Source organism: Spiribacter salilacus, assembly GCF_009649225.1.
Classification (GTDB): Bacteria; Pseudomonadota; Gammaproteobacteria; order Nitrococcales; family Nitrococcaceae; genus Spiribacter; species Spiribacter salilacus.
Window position 1 is genome coordinate 31023 of sequence record NZ_WJPP01000002.1, and the last position, 16482, is coordinate 47504.

General features: G+C 55.0%; 16 protein-coding genes. 2 read left to right on the plus strand and 14 right to left on the minus strand.

Features of this window, described 5'->3' with window-relative positions; all coding sequences use genetic code 11:
• Positions 1 to 3 precede the first annotated feature (3 nt).
• The gene (gene guaB / locus GH984_RS03320) at positions 4 to 1470 is read right to left on the minus strand and encodes an IMP dehydrogenase (RefSeq protein ID WP_153718800.1); all 1467 of its coding nucleotides are present in this window, start codon (positions 1468 to 1470) and stop codon (positions 4 to 6) included.
• Positions 1471 to 1533: 63 nt separating this feature from the next.
• Here guaB and xseA point away from each other — a divergent pair, with 63 nt between their 5' ends.
• Positions 1534 to 2733, plus strand: a complete 1200-nt coding sequence (xseA, locus tag GH984_RS03325; protein ID WP_253939110.1) for an exodeoxyribonuclease VII large subunit — start codon at positions 1534 to 1536, stop codon at positions 2731 to 2733.
• Between the two features lie 48 nt (positions 2734 to 2781).
• Complete coding sequence (locus GH984_RS03330; RefSeq protein ID WP_153718802.1) at positions 2782 to 6264, plus strand: FAD-dependent oxidoreductase; 3483 nt, start codon at positions 2782 to 2784, stop codon at positions 6262 to 6264.
• Here GH984_RS03330 and acpS read toward each other — a convergent pair.
• The 13 genes from acpS to GH984_RS03395 all read right to left on the minus strand — a co-directional run bounded on the left by acpS (position 6248) and on the right by GH984_RS03395 (position 16469).
• On the minus strand, positions 6248 to 6628 hold the full coding sequence (gene acpS, locus GH984_RS03335) for a holo-ACP synthase (RefSeq protein WP_153718803.1): 381 nt from the start codon (positions 6626 to 6628) through the stop codon (positions 6248 to 6250). The two genes, GH984_RS03330 and acpS, sit on opposite strands and share 17 nt — an antisense overlap.
• Positions 6625 to 7374: a pyridoxine 5'-phosphate synthase gene (gene pdxJ, locus GH984_RS03340; protein ID WP_153718804.1), complete on the minus strand. Its 750-nt coding sequence runs from the start codon at positions 7372 to 7374 to the stop codon at positions 6625 to 6627. The genes acpS and pdxJ overlap by 4 nt, the downstream gene beginning before the upstream one ends.
• 2 nt (positions 7375 to 7376) lie before the next feature.
• Positions 7377 to 8087 (minus strand): DNA repair protein RecO, encoded by a 711-nt coding sequence (gene recO, locus GH984_RS03345; protein ID WP_153718805.1) that lies wholly within the window; start codon positions 8085 to 8087, stop codon positions 7377 to 7379.
• On the minus strand, positions 8087 to 8989 hold the full coding sequence (era, locus tag GH984_RS03350) for a GTPase Era (RefSeq protein ID WP_153718806.1): 903 nt from the start codon (positions 8987 to 8989) through the stop codon (positions 8087 to 8089). Before era ends, recO begins: the two co-directional genes overlap by 1 nt.
• Entirely contained in the window at positions 8986 to 9714 is a 729-nt protein-coding gene (gene rnc / locus GH984_RS03355; RefSeq protein ID WP_153718807.1) for a ribonuclease III, read from the minus strand. Before rnc ends, era begins: the two co-directional genes overlap by 4 nt.
• On the minus strand, positions 9671 to 10405 hold the full coding sequence (gene lepB / locus GH984_RS03360) for a signal peptidase I (protein WP_153718808.1): 735 nt from the start codon (positions 10403 to 10405) through the stop codon (positions 9671 to 9673). The genes rnc and lepB overlap by 44 nt, the downstream gene beginning before the upstream one ends.
• A complete protein-coding gene (gene lepA, locus GH984_RS03365; protein ID WP_369691952.1) occupies positions 10405 to 12198 on the minus strand; it encodes a translation elongation factor 4 in 1794 nt (597 codons plus the stop codon). The genes lepB and lepA overlap by 1 nt, the downstream gene beginning before the upstream one ends.
• 63 nt (positions 12199 to 12261) lie before the next feature.
• Positions 12262 to 13683 carry a DegQ family serine endoprotease gene (locus GH984_RS03370; RefSeq protein ID WP_153718810.1) on the minus strand — a complete coding sequence of 474 codons (1422 nt, stop codon included), beginning with the start codon at positions 13681 to 13683 and terminating at the stop codon, positions 12262 to 12264.
• Entirely contained in the window at positions 13683 to 14666 is a 984-nt protein-coding gene (locus GH984_RS03375; RefSeq protein ID WP_153718811.1) for a MucB/RseB C-terminal domain-containing protein, read from the minus strand. The genes GH984_RS03370 and GH984_RS03375 overlap by 1 nt, the downstream gene beginning before the upstream one ends.
• Complete coding sequence (locus GH984_RS03380) at positions 14663 to 15244, minus strand: sigma-E factor negative regulatory protein (protein ID WP_153718812.1); 582 nt, start codon at positions 15242 to 15244, stop codon at positions 14663 to 14665. Before GH984_RS03380 ends, GH984_RS03375 begins: the two co-directional genes overlap by 4 nt.
• Entirely contained in the window at positions 15244 to 15831 is a 588-nt protein-coding gene (gene rpoE, locus GH984_RS03385; RefSeq protein WP_153718813.1) for an RNA polymerase sigma factor RpoE, read from the minus strand. Before rpoE ends, GH984_RS03380 begins: the two co-directional genes overlap by 1 nt.
• A gap of 25 nt (positions 15832 to 15856) precedes the next feature.
• The gene (locus GH984_RS03390) at positions 15857 to 16261 is read right to left on the minus strand and encodes a hypothetical protein (RefSeq protein WP_172973154.1); all 405 of its coding nucleotides are present in this window, start codon (positions 16259 to 16261) and stop codon (positions 15857 to 15859) included.
• Entirely contained in the window at positions 16218 to 16469 is a 252-nt protein-coding gene (locus GH984_RS03395; protein WP_369691919.1) for an FAD assembly factor SdhE, read from the minus strand. The genes GH984_RS03390 and GH984_RS03395 overlap by 44 nt, the downstream gene beginning before the upstream one ends.
• Positions 16470 to 16482 lie beyond the last annotated feature (13 nt).

Sequence of the window (16482 nt, forward strand, 5' to 3'; positions counted from 1 at the left end):
GATTTATTCGCTTCGGTAGTTGGGCGCTTCTTTGGTGATACTCACATCGTGAACATGCCCTTCGCGCACCCCAGAGTTGGTGATGCGAATAAACTCAGCCTGACCACGGAAATCATCAATAGTTGGCTTGCCGCAGTAGCCCATGCTGGCGCGCAGGCCACCGAGTAGCTGATGCACAATCACTTGCATGGCGCCTTTATACGGCACGCGACCTTCAATGCCCTCGGGCACCAGTTTTTCTACTTCGCTGGCGTCTTCTTGGAAATACCGATCGGAGGAGCCTTGATTGCGCGCCATCGCCCCAATCGAGCCCATGCCGCGATAAGCTTTGTAGCTTCGCCCTTGATACAGCTCCACCTCACCGGGAGCCTCTTCCGTACCCGCAAACATGCTGCCGATCATCACGCAATCGGCACCCGCCGCAATGGCTTTGGCGACATCGCCGGAGTAGCGAATACCGCCATCGGCAATTAGCGCCACACCTGTGCCGGCTACGCCTTTAGCCGCATTGGCGATAGCGGTGATTTGCGGCACACCTACACCGGCCACCACGCGCGTGGTGCAAATTGAGCCGGGCCCGATACCCACTTTTACGGCGTCTGCCCCCGCTTCAACCAGCGCGCGCGCCGCTTGCTCGGTGGCAATATTGCCGCCAATGACTTGCACATCTGCGTAATGCTGCTTAATCCAGCGCACTCGCTCCAGTACACCCCGACTGTGGCCATGCGCGGTATCAACCACCAGCAAATCGACGCCGGCTGAGACTAGCGCTTCAATACGCTCATCGGTGCCTTCGCCGGTGCCAACCGCCGCGCCTACACGCAGCCGGCCATCTTCATCTTTGCAAGCATTGGGGAAGTCTTCGGCCTTTTGAATATCTTTAACCGTGACCATGCCGCGCAGTTCAAAGTCTTTATTAACGACCAGCAGCTTTTCGATGCGATGTTGATGTAGCTGCGCCAAAATCTCTTCCCGCTCAGCGCCCTCCTGCACCGTCACCAACCGGTCTTCTGGCGTCATTGCTGCGGTTACGGGCAGTTCAAAGCGGGTTTCAAACCGCAAATCGCGGCTAGTCACAATACCGACCAGGCGCTTACCATCTACAACCGGCACACCGGAAATGCCGTTTTGCGCCATGAGCAGCAGCACATCACGAATGCTGGCGGAGGGCGCAACGGTAATGGGCTCTTTAATCACGCCACTTTCAAATTTCTTAACCTGGCGGACTTCGTGCGCCTGTGCCTCGGCCGTCATGCTTTTATGCACCACACCAATACCGCCCTGCTCTGCCAACGCAATGGCAAGCCGGGCCTCGGTAACGGTATCCATGGCGGCTGAGAGCAACGGAACATTCAGTGAAATTTCACGGGTGACGCGGGTTTTTAGGTCTACCTCTCGCGGCAATTTGTCTGAATAACCCGGCAGCAGTAGAACATCATCGAAGGTCAACGCTTCTTGAATGAGTTGCATAGATTTGACCTCTTGTTGCCGCGGGTAAGGTTAACCCGCCATTATAGGAGTATGAACCACCCGATGCCAAACGAGATCCTTTCGGTCTCACAACTTAACGAGACCGTGCGCCAATTACTTGACCAAGCGCTCCCGCCGCTGTGGGTTGAGGGCGAAATCTCCAATTTGGCCCGCCCCGCTTCAGGGCATCTTTACTTCAGCTTAAAAGATAGTAACGCTCAGGTACGTTGCGCTTTTTTTCGCCATCGCGCCAGCCGTGGCCGCTTTACACCGAACAATGGAGATCAAGTGCGCCTGCGCGCCAAGGTGGGGCTGTACACCGCACGCGGTGAATATCAGCTGATCGTAGAGCACTTAGAAGCCGCGGGCGATGGCGCCCTGCAGCGCGCCTTTGAAGCACTCCGCGCCAAACTACAAGCCGAAGGGCTTTTTGATACCGAACACAAGCGGCCACTTCCCTCCCTGCCAAAGCGCATTGGCGTAATCACCTCGGCCACCGGGGCTGCGGTGCGTGACATTATTAGTGTTTTACAACGGCGCAGCCCAGCCACCGCCGTCTTAATTTATCCCGTTACCGTGCAAGGCGACAGTGCGCCCGACGACATTGTCAATGCCATTGCGCTTGCCAATCAGCGTGCGGAAACCGATGTGCTGATTGTGGGGCGTGGTGGTGGCTCGCTCGAAGACTTGCAAGCATTTAATGATGAGCGCGTGGCGCGGGCCATTCATGCCAGCACATTGCCTATTGTGAGTGCCGTTGGGCATGAGGTGGATGTTTCTATTGCTGATTGGGTCGCTGATTACCGCGCGGCCACCCCTTCAGCCGCCGCAGAAACCCTTTCACCCGATGCCGATGCGCTGGCACAGCAATTCGCGCGACTGGCACATCAGCTCAAAAGCGCCCTGGGCCGGCGTTTTGCAGATCACCAAACGCGGCTGTCAAATTTGGCGCGGCGGCTTGATGCACAACATCCAGGCCGGCAACTTCAAGAGCGAAGTCAGCGACTAGACGAACTGGATCAACGGCTTCGGCACGCCATGCAGCAACGCCTTGGGCGGCTTCACGAGCAAATTGGCAATCTTAGCCATCGTCTGCAAACTATCAGCCCCTTGGCTACATTGCAGCGCGGCTATGCCATTGTGACCGACCCCAGCACGGGTACAATTCTGCGCGAGGCCAGCGCCGCAGAGCCGGGGCAAGATGTGCAGATACAATTAAGCCAGGGTGAGATCAGCGCACAGGTAAAAAAGGTAAAAACCTGATCCACGCTGGCTTGTTGATTGGGAAGACACAGCGCATCATCTACGATTATGAACTTGAATACCGCACTCGCCCGGCATGGGCTCGATTTTACGCGCCTACAAACCCCTGAAGGCCTAGCTGAGCTAGATGCCTTATTTTTGCGAACACTCGATACTAGTGATGCCACGCTTAGCGAAGCATTACGTGCGTATCGAAAACGCGATAGCGACCTACCTGGCACCGCCAATAGCGAGCTGTTATTGGCCATTGCACCGCACCTTGAAGCGTTTATTGGCGATGTTTTTGGTATTCAAGACGCGTTAGATGAGTTGCAGGCACGCATTGTGGCAGACGATGTAGTGATGGCGTTTAAGCAGGCGTATGTGCAAAAACGCGTTAAAAAACATCGCCAACCCATTGAATCAACCTTTGGCGAGCTAGATGCCGCGGTCAAGGCTGGCCTCGGCGGTGGCTCACATGGCGAGGATGAAGAGCGCGCGATTGCCGAGCTGGCCATGGCGTTGCTTGACGATGCAGACACCAACGCCGAGGCCATTGAGCTAATCACCGCTTGGTGCAAGCTGGCGCGGCAAACGCCCGAAGGGCAGGCCCGCGTGGCCGGCTGGGCCAGCTTTCGGCTACCCGCACGGGTTGACCCACTCAATCGCGTTGATACCGAAATTCAGTCTGTTGAGCAGATTGATCGACTTGCCGCACCGGCCAATGCGCAGCGCCACCGCGATGGATTTTCGCTAACCGATGCGCGGATGGACTCACGCCAAGTGCAAAGCGAGGTGCATTACTGCATTTATTGCCATGATCACGAAGGTGATTTTTGCTCACGTGGGTTTCCTGAGAAAAAAACCGAGCCGGGGCTCGGGTTTAAGCAAGACCCACTGGGCGTAACGCTTACCGGTTGCCCGCTAGAAGAAAAAATCTCAGAAATGCATCTGCTGCGGCGCGAAGGGCTTAACCTAGCCGCGCTGGCAATGGTGATGGTAGACAACCCCATGGTGCCTGCCACCGGACACCGAATTTGCAATGACTGCATGAAAGGCTGCATCTACCAAAAACAAGATCCGGTTAATATCCCGCAAATTGAAACCCGCGTGCTCACCGATACGCTTGAGCTGCCCTGGGGCGTTGAGCTTTATCATCTGCTTACGCGCTGGAACCCGCTACGGCGCGAGCAATACGTACAGCAGCCCGATAACGGGCGCCGGGTTTTGGTGGCGGGCTTAGGGCCGGCCGGCTTTACAATCGCCCATCATCTAACCATGACAGGCACCGCCGTAGTGGGTATTGATGGGCTAAAAATCGAGCCCTTGCCCGCCGAGCTGCTGGAGCAGCCCGTGGCGCATTGGGATGATTTGGTTGAAGATTTAGATGAGCGAATTTTGCTCGGCTTTGGCGGCGTGGCGGAATACGGGATTACCGTACGTTGGGATAAGAACTTTCTTAAGCTCATTTATCTTACGCTAGCGCGACGGCATCATTTTCAGGCCTTTGGCGGCGTGCGCCTTGGCGGCACCCTCACCTTAGACGATGCGTGGGAGCTGGGTTTTGATCATGTAGTCAACGCCACCGGCGCGGGGCTGCCGCGCGTGGTGCCGATGGGTAATAGCCTTGCTCGAGGTATGCGCCAAGCCAGTGATTTCCTGATGGCGCTGCAGCTAACCGGGGCAGCCAAGGCCTCTAGCCTAGCCAGCCTTCAGGTGCGTTTGCCGGCCGTGGTGATTGGCGGTGGACTCACCGGCATCGATACCGCCACCGAAGTACAGGCCTATTACATTAAACAGGTTGAAAAAATCCTAAGCCGGCATGAACAGCTTTGCGAGCGGATTGGTGCAGAGGCCGTCACCCGCGGCATGAACGAAGAAGACCTAGCCACGCTAGATGAATTCGTTACCCATGGAAAGGCGGTGCGCGCCGAGCGCCTCGCCGCCGCGCGCGATGGCCGCGAGCCAGACTTCAGTGCCTTATTAAAAAGCTGGGGTGGCGTGACCGTTGCGTATCGCAAGTCGCTGACCGATTCTCCAGCCTATACGCGTAACCACGAAGAAGTAGCTAAGGCGATGGAAGAAGGCCTGCTTTACGCTGAGGGCCTTGAGCCGGTGCATGCCGAGGTAGATGACTACGCGCATGTCAGCGGCCTAGTGTGCCGAAATCGCGAAACCGGCGAAACGCAGCGGTTATCAGCGCGTGCCATTTTTATTGCCGCTGGCACCGTGCCCAACACCATTTACGAGCGTGAGCACAGCGGCACCTTTGAGCTTGATGGCGATCATTTCCGCCCGCATGAGCTCGTCGACAAAACGCTCACGGCTACCGAGGATGCCGAGCATAGTAAAAAACCGACCTTCGGCCCCTTTACCTCATACCAGCAGGGTGGCCGTCGCGTGAGCTTTATTGGCGATACCCACCCGGCTTTTCATGGCAGTGTGGTTAAAGCCATTGCCTCGGGCATGCGCACCTACCCGTATGTTTTAGCTGCGATGGCGCTGGAGCCCGCAGCCGATACGCGCAGCCATGCCGAGTTTATGACAAGCATAGATGATCTGCTCTCCGCCCGAGTGGTTGAAGTCAAGCGAGACAACCCCGCCATGATCGAGCTGTGGGTGCGTGCGCCCATGGCTGCACGTAATTTTAAGGCGGGGCAATTTTTCCGGCTGCAAACGTATGAGTCTTTATCGCCCGTTGTGGCGGGCACCCGCTTGCAGATTCCGGTAATTACCGTGTCTGGTACCGGTGTGCGTAATGACTGTATTCGGCTCATGATTTTACAATGGGGTGCAGGGCCTCGCTTGGTCGGCCGCCTACAACCGGGTGATCCGCTGGTCTTAATGGGCCCCACCGGGGCGCCAACCGATATGCCGAGCAATCGCACCATCATGGTTGTGGCTGGGCGCTGGGGGGCTGCCGTTATGCTAGATATCGGCGCTGCTTTGCGTGCCGCGGGCAATCGGGTCCTTTATGTAGCGGCCTTTGGCGCAGCGGCTGATGTGGATCATCAAGATGAGCTGGAGGCCGGTGCTGATCAAATTATTTGGTGTACTGCGCGCGGCCCACAAATTAGTGCACGCCGGCCACAAGACATCAGCCTAGAGGCAACGGATATGATCGACGTTGTCCGCCGCTATGCCCATGGCGAGATCGGTCCTGCCAGTGGCGGCATTCCGCTACACGATGTCGATCGCATTATGGTGATGGGTGGCACGGGCTTACTGCAGGGTTTTCAAGATGCCATAAAGGGCGAGCTCAAGCCGCTAGTGGCGCCAAATTGCGACGCCTTTGGCACGGTGGGCAGCCCCATGCAGTGCATGTTGCAGGGCGTTTGCGCGCAGTGCTTGCAATGGCAGATCGATCCAGTCACAGGCAAGCGGACGCGCGCGGTGTTCTCCTGTGCCGGGCAGGATCAGCCGCTGGATTGTATTGATTTGGAGAATCTGGCCGCACGTCAGCAGCAAAATCGCTTAAGCGACCGACTTAATGCGCAGTGGTTAGAGCAGGTGTTACTTGAAGCACCGCCGGTGACTAGCTCTCAAGAATAACCACCGCCATAGCGTAAGCGCGCTCATCGCTAATGCTTAGGTGTGTACTCGATACGCCCAGCTGCTGTGCGCGTATGGCAGCTGGGCCACTGAGCACCAGCTTAGGCGCACCGGCATCATCATGGGCCACAATCAGGTCATGAAAGCTTGCCTGCGCGCCAATGCCACAGCCCAGTGCCTTAGCAGCGGCTTCTTTGGCGGCAAACCGGCGTGCTAGCAGCGCTGCCGGCTGAGCCGCACTAGCCAACGCGGGGTATTCCTGCTGGCTCAGCAGCCGCTTAGCAAACCGCTCACCATGCGCGGCGTAGATTTGCTGCATCCGCGCAATCTCTACCACATCTGTGCCGAGCCCTAGAATACTCAATGGCGCGCATCCTGAATCAATCGCTTCATCTCACGCACGGCTGCTTCAAATCCAGTAAATACGGCCCGCGCCACAATGCTATGCCCAATATTGAGCTCGGTGACTTCGCGCAGCGCAGCAATTGGCGCCACATTATGATAATGCAGACCATGACCTGCATTAATCTGCAGGCCCAACGAATGCCCCAGCACGGCGGCATCATGAATGCGCTGAAATTCTGCATGAATTGTCGTATCCGTACCCGCTTCAGCAAACTGCCCGGTATGCAGCTCAACCACCTGTGCCCCCGCTGCCACAGCGGCATGTAGTTGATCAGGCTCTGGGTCAATAAATAAAGACACCCGAATACCGGCTTGTTGAAGTTCGGTCGTTGCTTCAGTAATGCGCGATAGCTGCCCGGCCACATCAAGCCCGCCCTCGGTGGTGAGCTCTTCACGGCGCTCAGGCACCAAGCAACAATCCGTTGGCTGGATGCGCTTAGCAATATCGATCATCTCGCCGGTTACCGCCATTTCAAAATTCATTCGCGTTTGTAATGCCTCTGCCAAACGCGCCACATCTTGATCATTAATGTGCCGACGGTCTTCGCGCAGATGCACCGTAATTACATCGGCTCCGGCTTGCTCGGCAATTAATGCGGCCAGCACCGGATCGGGGTAACGCGTGCCGCGCGCCTGCCGTAATCCCGCAACATGATCGACGTTCACGCCAAGCAGCGGCTCTAAACAGCCTTGATGATGCGCCATGTTTAAAAAGCTCCTTTCTCTGGAAAGCGGGCATACAGCTCGCGTGTTTTCAGTGGCTTTGAGCCTAAATGCGGCTGTAGCGCGGCGCGCATCAACGCTCGGCTTGCGCGCGCCACCTCAGCCGTCATTAAAGGTTGCGCTAATCCAATCAGGGTTGCTCCAACAACCACTAGCCCGGCCGCGGTAGCGTTGGCGACGGGTTCAGCGCCGCGCTCTGGGTCGTAACGATACCACTGCGCTGGCTTTAATAAAGCCCCGCCAAGGTCATGCGTTAAAGGCAGGCCATAGCCCAACATCTGTAGCAAATCACGCTCAAAAGTGCGCAGGGCAACCGCCTCATCAAAATCGGGCATCGTCAAACGCTCTAAGGCAGTTAAATACGCTTCGAATAAACCCGGGTACGGATCGTGCCTTGCCAGCAAACGCAGCAGCAGCTCGTTGAGATAGAAACCGCTAATTAATGGGCGGCCATGCAACGCCAACGGCTGACCTGCTGGCTCTACCTGGCGCAGCGTGCCTAGCTCACCGCGTAGGCGCCAATCTAAGGCCACCGGTCGAAAGGGTTGTAATAAGGCGGCTGTTGGCGAGCGTTGCCGTCGCACGCCGCGGGCCACTAAGCCGAGCCGGCCATGGCTGCGTGTTAAAATTTCAAGCAATAAGCTTGTATTGCGATAAGCCCGGGTATGTAGAACAAACGCCGGCTCAAGCGACATTAATCCGCATATCCTAACGATTGCAGGATGCGCGCATCATCTGACCAGCCTTCTCTGACTTTCACCCAAAGCTTAAGGTAAACCCGACCGCCAAACACACGCTCCATTTCGTGCCTTGCATCGGTGCCAATCTGTTTAGCTCGACTACCGCCTTCACCAATCATAATTTGCCGCTGGCCACGTCGCTCCACCCAAATAATAGCGGCAATCCGGCGCAGTTGCCCCTCTTGCTCAAAGGCCTCGATCTCTACCGTGCTGGCATACGGCAGCTCGTCACCCAGTGCTAAGGTGAGCTGCTCGCGCACAAGCTCTGCGGCCATAAATCGCTCGCTTCGGTCAGTAATCTGATCTTGCGGAAACAGCGGGGGAGATTGCGGCAGCTGCTCAAGAATAGCCGCTTCTAGGGCCGCTAGGTTATCCGCTTTTAGAGCAGAGATTGGCACAATTGCCGCAAAGTCATAGCGCTTGCTCAGCCGTTCAATTTCTGGGAGCAGCTGATTTTTATCACGCACTCGATCAACCTTGTTGACCGCCAGAATCACGGGGCTACGCACCGCGTTAAGCCGGCGTAACACCAAATCTTCGCCTTCACCCCAACGCCCCGATTCAACCAGCATCACCACCACATCAACATCGGCAAGCGCGCTGCCCGCAGCATCGTTCAGGTAGCGGTTCATTGCGGTTTTGCCGCTGTCATGAATACCCGGCGTATCAACGTAAATGATTTGTGCATCCTTACGCTGATGGATGCCCTGAATGCGATGGCGCGTTGTTTGCGGTTTACGCGTAACAATAGAGACTTTTTGCTCTAATAAGGCATTGAGCAAGGTTGACTTGCCAACGTTAGGCCGGCCGACCAACGCCACAAAACCCGCCTTAAACCCTTCTGGAACCTCACTCATTTATCAGACTCCGTGGCAGGGTCATCAATACCCAGCTTAAATAATAAATCGGCAGCAGCGGCCTGCTCGCCAGCACGACGGCTGCCTGCGCTACCCGCGCCGACCAATGTAATCGTCTCAACCCGGCAAGACACGGTAAACACCTGCTCATGCGCACGGCCGGCAATATCGTCTACCTGGTATTCAGGCAACGGTAATTGACGGCTTTGAAGATATTCTTGAAGACGCGTTTTGGGGTCTTTTTTTGCTTTCATCTTCGGCAAATCAGCAAAATGCTGGGCATACAGCCGTTGAATCATATCTTGGCAGGCATCAAAACCGCCATCCAAATAAACCGCACCTAAAACCGCCTCAAGCGTATCGGCAAGGATAGAATCTCGCCGATGACCGCCGCTTTTTAGCTCTCCACCACCTAGCTCAACGTAATCGCCAAGCTCAATGCTCCGCGCGATGCCCGCTAGGGCTGATTTGTTCACTAAAGCGGCCCGTAACCGACTAAGATCGCCCTCCTGAAGATCAGGGCGACGATGGTAGAGCTCTGCGGCAACCACAAAGTTCAAAATACCATCGCCCAAGAACTCTAGGCGCTCGTTGTTTTCGTCAGAGACACTGCGATGCGTTAGCGCTTGAGCGAGCAAACGCGCATCATTAAAAGACCACCCAAGCCGCTTGCTGAGTGTCTCAATCAATTCGCTGGCCAAGCCGCCCCCAATTGATGCCGCCATTCCAGCTCATCCAAATAAAGAACGCCTCACCCACAAAGTGATCACGCTGCACCGGGCCCCAAAAGCGACTGTCGCTACTGCGATCGCGGTTATCTCCCATCACAAAATAATGATCGGCCGGCACTTCAAAGGAAAACTCGCGCCCGCCTCTTTCATCAAAAACCAACAATTGATGCGAGATTTCACCAATCTGCTCCTCACGTAGCAGAAACTCAGGATCGCCTTGCCAGCGACCTAATGCTTTGGTTGGCACCGGCTCGCCATTAATTGAAAGCTGCTTGTTGCGGTAGACGAGCTCATCGCCTGGCAGACCGACAACACGCTTAATGTAGTCCTGAGACGGATCAACGGGATAACGAAACACGGCTACATCACCACGCTCAGGATTACCCATTGGAACAATTAACTGCCGCCCCACCGGCAGACGCAGCCCATAGCCAAACTTATTAACGACAATAAAATCGCCCGCCTCTAGGGTGGGCATCATCGAGCCAGAAGGAATTCTGAAAGGCTCGATAATAAATGAACGAATCACAAGAACCGCCAGGATCACGGGAAACACGGAGCGGGAGAAATCAACCCACCATGACATCCCTCCGGTATAGCCCCGACGGCGGCGTCGCTTATCAAATGCCCAAGTCACACCGGTAAGCAGCGTTACCAACACCAGTACTGCTTCAAAGTTAATCATTAGCGATTATCCACCTGCAGTACGGCCAAAAAAGCATCCTGTGGAATTTCTACACGCCCAACCTGTTTCATTCGGCGCTTGCCCTCTTTTTGTTTTTCTAACAATTTTTTCTTACGCGTAATATCGCCACCATAGCATTTTGCCGTTACGTTCTTACGCAAGGCCTTCACCGTTGAGCGGGCGATAATTTTCGAGCCAATCGATGCCTGAATTGCCACCTCAAACATCTGCCGCGGGATAATTTCTTTTAACCGCTCGGTTAGCTCGCGCCCTCGCGACTCTGCCTGATCGCGATGCACAATAACCGACAGGGCATCTACACGATCGCCATTCACTAAAATATCGAGTTTGACTAAGCGCTCGGCTTGAAAACGGCGAAATTCATAATCGAAGGAGGCATAGCCCCGACTCGCTGATTTCAGACGATCAAAGAAATCTAGCACCACCTCACCCATTGGCATTTCATATTCAAGCGAAATCTGATTACCCACGTACTGCATGCCCTTTTGGGTACCCCGCTTATCTTCGCAGAGTTTAATGACTGCCCCTACATGCTCTTGCGGCACCAAAATGCTGGCATGAATAATGGGTTCTCTAATTTCTTGCACCGAGTTAGGTGGCGGCAGCTGAGAGGGATTATGGATTTGCAAAACCTGGCCGTCTTTATCTAATACCTCATGCACAACGGTGGGCGCCGTGGTTATTAGGTCTAGGCCATACTCGCGCTCTAGCCGCTCTTGGATAATTTCCATGTGCAGCATGCCCAAAAAACCAATCCGAAACCCAAACCCTAGGGCTTCGGAATTTTCTGGCTCATAGTGCAATGACGCATCATTCAAACGCAGCTTGCCAAGCGCGTCTCTAAATGACTCGTAGTCATCTGCGCTGATGGGGAAAACGCCCGCAAATACCCGCGGCTGCACCACCTTAAAGCCAGGCAGCGGTTGTTCTGCAGGCTTTTTTGCATGCGTGAGCGTATCGCCCACAGGCGCGCCATCAATATCTTTAATACCGGCTACAACATAACCGACACGCCCAGCCGAGAGCGCATCTCGCGGTGTGCGAGTGGGTGTAAACACACCGAGATCGTCAACCTGAAACTCCCGACCTGTTGACATCACGCGAATGCGATCGCCCTTATTCAAAACGCCATCAAACACCCGCACCAAACAGACAACGCCCAGGTAATTATCGAACCATGAGTCAATAATCAGGGCTTTTAGCGGTGCAGACTCCTCGCCAGCGGGCGGCGGGATTTTAGCAACAATGGCTTCTAATAGATCATCTACGCCCAAGCCGGTTTTTGCGCTAATTGACTGAACATCAGCGCCATCTAGGCCGATAATCTCTTCAATTTGCTGAATCACCTGCTCGGGTTCTGCGGAGGGCAAATCAATTTTGTTGAGCACAGGAATGACTTCTAGCCCTTGATCGACCGCGGTGTAGCAGTTAGCTACGCTCTGAGCTTCGACCCCCTGCGAGGCATCCACCAACAGCAATGCGCCTTCACAGGCGTACAAAGAACGGCTGACTTCGTAAGAGAAATCAACATGCCCAGGCGTATCAATAAAGTTTAACTGGTAGGTTTGCCCATCTTTTGCCACGTAATCTAACGTAACGCTTTGAGCTTTAATCGTAATGCCACGCTCGCGCTCGATATCCATCGAGTCGAGCACCTGTTCGGCCATTTTGCGGCCAGACAAGGCGCCCGACCGATCGATTAGCCGATCAGCGAGCGTGGATTTTCCATGATCGATATGCGCGATGATGGAGAAATTGCGAATGTGAGTGATATCCAAAACCCAAGACCGCCGAAGCAAAGACCCTTATTGTACCGCGCACCCACGGGATTGTCGTTACGGTATACGTAGCGCTAGAAACCGCGGAGTCCCATTACGTAAAACCAACAGCGGAATACTCCGCCCCGAGCTCACGGAGTCTAATACCTCGCGCAGTGCTGAAATGCTCTCAATCTCTTGGCGGTTGATACGTGTAATGACATCACCCGGCATCAGCCCTGCCTCGCGCGCAGGTTCTCCGCTGACATCGCTCACCAGCACGCCGGCGGCATCTTCATTAAGCCCGAGAGCCTCACGCGCATCTTGGTTCAACGGCTCAACCGTCATACCTAACGAGGCGAACTCTCCCCGATCTCGCTGTTGTTCCTGCGCCCCTCCGGGAGCTCGGGCCGTCAGATCTTCTGGTAGCTGCTCAAGCACCACTTCAATGACCTGCTCTTCGCCACTGCGCATCACAACCACAGGCACACGATCACCGACCGGTGCACGGCCAACAATGGCCGGCAGCGCACCTGAGTTGGGCACATCAACGCCATTAAATTCAACAATCACATCACCCGGCTCGAAATCAGCAGCCGCAGCGGGGCTATCGGGCAGAATTTGCGCTACTAACGCCCCTTCTGGCCGATCCATCCCAAATGACTCTGCCAACTCACGCGTAACATCCTGAATCACCACACCTAACCAAGCGCGGCTTACTACACCGCCCGCTTTTAGCTGATCGGCAACATCCATTGCCAGTTCAATGGGAATGGCAAACGAAATGCCCTGAAACCCGCCGGAGCGGCTATAGATATGCGAGTTTATACCCACCACTTCGCCATCTAAATTAAACAGCGGGCCACCCGAGTTACCCGGATTAATCGCCACATCGGTTTGCAAGAACGGCACGTAACTTTCGGTGGGCAGGTTTCGGCCCTTGGCGCTGATGATGCCCGCCGTTACGGAGTATTCAAAGCCAAACGGCGCACCAATGGCTAGCACCCATTCACCCACTTTAAGGTCTGAGGAGGAGCCAATGGATACCGTGGGCAGATCTTCTCCTTCCACCTTAAGCAGTGCTAAATCACTACGCTTGTCTGCCCCAACCAGTTCGGCAACTAGCTGACGACGATCGTTGAGTCGCACGATAATTTCTGTGGCGCCTTCCACCACATGATTGTTAGTTAAAATGTAGCCATCGTCTGAGACGATAAACCCTGAGCCCAGCGACTGAGAATCAAAGCGCGGGCCTGGTGGTGGGGTGTTTTCATCAAGAAACCGGTCCATAAAATCCCGAAAAGGATGACCTTCGGGCAGGTCTGGCATATCTGGTACCTGTTCACTAGCGGCCATTTCCTGCGAGGTACTGATGTTAACAACCGCAGGGCTATTGCGATCTACCAGATCGACAAAATCAGGCAACTGCGCTGACGCAACCCCGACCGACAGAAACAACAGAACAAACACTACAAAATAACGCTGAATGACCGTTCTCATTAATTTTCTCCTCGATTAAGTGCATAGGCGAGTGCTTCTACCGTTGCCGCAGGCACCTCTCCCACCGCTATCACTCGATATCCTGCAATATCTCTTCCAAACGCACTGAGCGCGCCAACTTTTGAGGCCCCGTCTAGGCCATCACGTTCGTCTGCCGCCTCGATATAGACCGACACCGCAGTCAGCCCATCAGAAAACAACAAATGCCGTACCGCCGCATCATGCCCCGGCAGCATTTGCATGCGATCCATTTCTAACTCAAACCCGGGCGGTAACTCACCGATTTCCCAACGCGCAGATACCCCCTCGGGCGGTTGTGCAGCGTCGCTCTGCCCCCCAGGGTGCGTAAGCCAAGTAAAACCCTCGCCGCTTAATGATGGGGCAAGATCTTGTGGGTTAATGCTGTCCTGCAATTTAAAGTCGAGCATCATAATGCGCTCGATTACTTGGCTCTGGTTATCTCTTAATTCCGCGCCGAGCAACAACCCGGTTTGCTCATCAAACCAAAGCTCATAACCATATCGATAGGAATCGGCCGGTTGTAAGGCCACCCCGACCACCGAGCGATCTGCAATGCGATCTGGGCCTAAAAGGACTAATCCATAATGCGGGAGTAATCGATCGACATCGGTTGGAATCCGATCGCCAATCGAGGCCTGAATTTGGCGCTGATCAACCACTAGCGGCTGATCGTCGGCGAAAATACAGGTCACACGACCATCACTGCGTAAAATCTCTTTCGGATCGCCAGACAAAGAGACAATACGCTGCTGAATTCCATCGGCGGTATCACCGGCATGCCAAATACGCAGTGTTTGTATTTGGCTATCATGCTGGTAGATAAAATCGCCAATAAAGCTATGCTCGGTACGTGCTTTAGCAGCCCGCTCTACCCAATCTCGCGCCTGATGATCTTGCGCTTGCGCGCCGGCAACGGCGAATAAGCAAAACACCAGACAACCGAGTGTATGTACCCTACTCACTCGCCGTCGTACCCTACAATTCGCGCATATTGCAGCGTACCGCCAAGCTGGCCTGACGCAGCATGCTCGCTATGATTAATAAAATACGGCGACAAGCGTTGTCGCACATCCGCATTGCCCGTAGCACCCACTACGCTGGCCCGCGGATTAGCCGCTGGGCTGACGGGTAATGTGGGCGAGAGCATGGGTGGCGGCGCGCTCGCCACACTCGGCGTTGTGGGCGCGGTTGGGCCAAGCCCGGTAACGGGCCACACGGCAACCAGCCCCAGCGCCACACTGGCAGCGATCGCTAAACCGGCTATGGGTTGAAATAAAGGAGAGAGGCGAAAGCGCCGCTCGGGAGCGTTCGGTGTTGAATGAGCCGCTTCATCAGCCAGCGCTGTTTTTACCCGATCAGCTATGCTGCTGGCCCCCGCCACACGCTCACGGTGCAGCGCGGCTTTTATTTCATGCAATTGAATCAGGTGTGCTCGTGCCTGGGGGTTAGCGGCAAGATGACGCCACAAAAACCGTTGTTCGTCTGCATTGAGCTCACCATCAACGTACGCTGAGATCTGCTCGTGTTGTTTGCCAGCCATTAGTTGTCAGTCTCCACCAAAAGCGGGCGAAGCCGCTTATCAATCGACTCACGAGCACGAAAAATTCGTGACCGCACGGTTCCTATTGGACAATCCATTGCCGTGGCAATTTCGTCGTAAGACATTCCTTCGAACTCTCTTAACGTAATTGCTGTTCGTAAATCTTCAGGCAGCGCCTCGATTGCACTGATGACGACTGCCTCTACCTGGTCGCGGTGCGCAAGCGCTTCTGGCGACTCGTGATCCTTTAGACGCGATTCGATGTCATATCGTTCCGCATCTTGTGCATCAATATCACTATCCGGTGGACGGCGGCCTTGTGAGACCAAATAATTTTTTGCGGTATTGATGCCAATACGGTACAGCCAGGTATAAAAACTGCTGTCTCCGCGAAAGTTTGGCAGGGCACGGTAGGCCTTAATAAACGCTTCCTGCGAGATATCTAGCGCTTCGGCATGATCATGGACATAACGCGACACAAGCTTAACCAGCTTGTGCTGATATTTAATCACCAACAGATCAAATGCATGCTTATCGCCTGCCTGCACGCGTTTGACGAGTTCCCTATCCGCCTCTGCGGTGCTCATGTTTTCTCCAATACCAGCCAGCCTATTAGCGTAGCAGACACCGACGCAGACGACGATGCGATTCTTGCCCACTACCCTCCGGCATGATGAGTAAGCCTGAGCGATGCCACCCCGAGCGGGTGCTGAGAATAATCAGCCAAGACAAAACGACGCGATCAACCACCTGACCACTTACCCACTTACCATCACCCCGGCGCATGCGCAGACGATGATTATGGTTAATCACGCCGCCCACAATAGCCCCAGGCGAGCCGGGCCAATGCCGAAAAAGCCCGTGCAAAACAAAAACCCACCCCAACAACATAAAGGGATGGGCCAAGGGCGCGAGCAGCGCAACACCCGTTACGATGGATAAATAAATCTTGACGCGGCGAGCGCGCCCCACTCTAAAGACCAGAGGCGGCGCGTACTCTTGTGACGATATCGACAAGCTGAGGCTCCGTTGGCAGATGACCGCTGAGTAACCAATCAATCAGGTCATCATCTTCGCAAGCCAGCAATTGCTCAAAGGCCGCCCGGCCCTCGGTATCAAGTGCCTGATAGCCGTTGCTATCCGCATCTAAAAAACGACCGAGCAGTCGATCCAGCTCGGTCGTACCACGCCGGCAGCGCCAGCGCAGACGTGACAGTTCACTCACAACAAGCCTGCTT